Genomic DNA, 1,874 nt, shown 5'->3' on the forward strand with positions numbered 1-1,874 from the left:
ATGATCAACGCCAAGCCGATTTCTGCAGCAGTGAAAGAGTTCTTTGGTTCCAGCCAGCTGTCTCAGTTTATGGACCAGAACAACCCGCTGTCTGAGATTACGCACAAACGTCGTATCTCCGCACTCGGCCCGGGCGGTCTGACCCGTGAACGTGCAGGCTTCGAAGTTCGAGACGTACACCCGACTCACTACGGTCGCGTATGTCCAATCGAAACGCCTGAAGGTCCAAACATCGGTCTGATCAACTCCCTGTCCGTGTACGCACAGACTAACGAATACGGCTTCCTTGAGACTCCGTACCGTAAAGTGACCGACGGTGTTGTAACCGACGAAATTCATTACCTGTCTGCTATCGAAGAAGGCAACTACGTTATCGCTCAGGCGAACTCCAACCTGGATGACGAAGGCCACTTTGTAGAAGACCTGGTAACTTGCCGTAGCAAAGGCGAATCCAGCTTGTTCAGCCGCGACCAGGTTGACTACATGGACGTATCCACCCAACAGGTGGTATCCGTCGGTGCGTCCCTGATCCCGTTCCTGGAACACGATGACGCCAACCGTGCATTGATGGGTGCGAACATGCAACGTCAGGCCGTTCCAACTCTGCGTGCTGATAAGCCGCTGGTTGGTACCGGTATGGAACGTGCTGTTGCCGTTGACTCCGGTGTTACTGCAGTTGCTAAGCGTGGCGGTACCGTTCAGTACGTCGACGCATCCCGTATCGTTATCAAAGTTAACGAAGACGAGATGTATCCGGGCGAAGCGGGTATCGACATCTACAACCTGACTAAATACACCCGTTCTAACCAGAACACCTGTATTAACCAGATGCCTTGCGTGTCTCTGGGTGAGCCAATCGAGCGCGGCGACGTGCTGGCAGATGGCCCGTCCACCGACCTGGGTGAACTGGCTCTGGGTCAGAACATGCGCGTGGCATTCATGCCATGGAACGGTTACAACTTCGAAGACTCCATCCTCGTATCCGAGCGTGTTGTTCAGGAAGACCGTTTCACCACCATCCACATTCAGGAACTGGCATGTGTGTCCCGTGACACCAAGCTGGGGCCTGAAGAGATCACCGCTGACATCCCTAACGTGGGTGAAGCTGCGCTCTCCAAACTGGATGAATCCGGTATCGTTTACATTGGTGCAGAAGTCACCGGTGGCGACATTCTGGTTGGTAAGGTAACGCCGAAAGGTGAAACCCAGCTGACGCCAGAAGAGAAGCTGCTGCGTGCTATCTTCGGTGAGAAAGCGTCTGACGTTAAAGACTCTTCCCTGCGCGTACCAAACAGCGTTTCCGGTACTGTTATCGACGTTCAGGTCTTTACTCGCGATGGCGTAGAAAAAGACAAACGTGCGCTGGAAATCGAAGAGATGCAGCTGAAGCAGGCTAAGAAAGACCTGTCTGAAGAACTGCAGATCCTCGAAGCTGGCCTGTTCAGCCGTATCTACGCTGTGCTGGTTGCCGGTGGTGTCGAAGCTGAGAAGCTGGACAAACTGCCTCGCGATCGCTGGCTGGAACTCGGTCTGACCGACGAAGAGAAACAGAATCAGCTGGAACAGCTTGCTGAACAGTACGACGAGCTGAAACACGAGTTCGAGAAAAAACTCGAAGCGAAACGCCGCAAAATCACCCAAGGCGACGATCTGGCACCGGGTGTGCTGAAGATTGTTAAGGTATACCTGGCCGTTAAACGCCGTATCCAGCCTGGTGACAAAATGGCAGGTCGTCACGGTAACAAGGGTGTAATTTCTAAGATCAACCCGATCGAAGATATGCCACACGATGCTAACGGTACGCCGGTAGATATCGTACTGAACCCGCTGGGCGTACCATCGCGTATGAACATCGGTCAGATCCTTGAAACCCA

At 53.4% G+C, this 1,874-nt stretch carries 1 protein-coding gene; it reads left to right on the forward strand.

All coding sequences use genetic code 11. The features are described 5' to 3' along the window. On the forward strand, positions 1–1,874 hold a 1,874-nt coding region (gene rpoB, locus RDN66_RS07625), incomplete at both ends, for a DNA-directed RNA polymerase subunit beta (protein WP_308537752.1).

The sequence above is a fragment of the uncultured Kluyvera sp. genome, from assembly GCF_902485085.1.
GTDB lineage: Bacteria > Pseudomonadota > Gammaproteobacteria > Enterobacterales > Enterobacteriaceae > Kluyvera > Kluyvera ascorbata.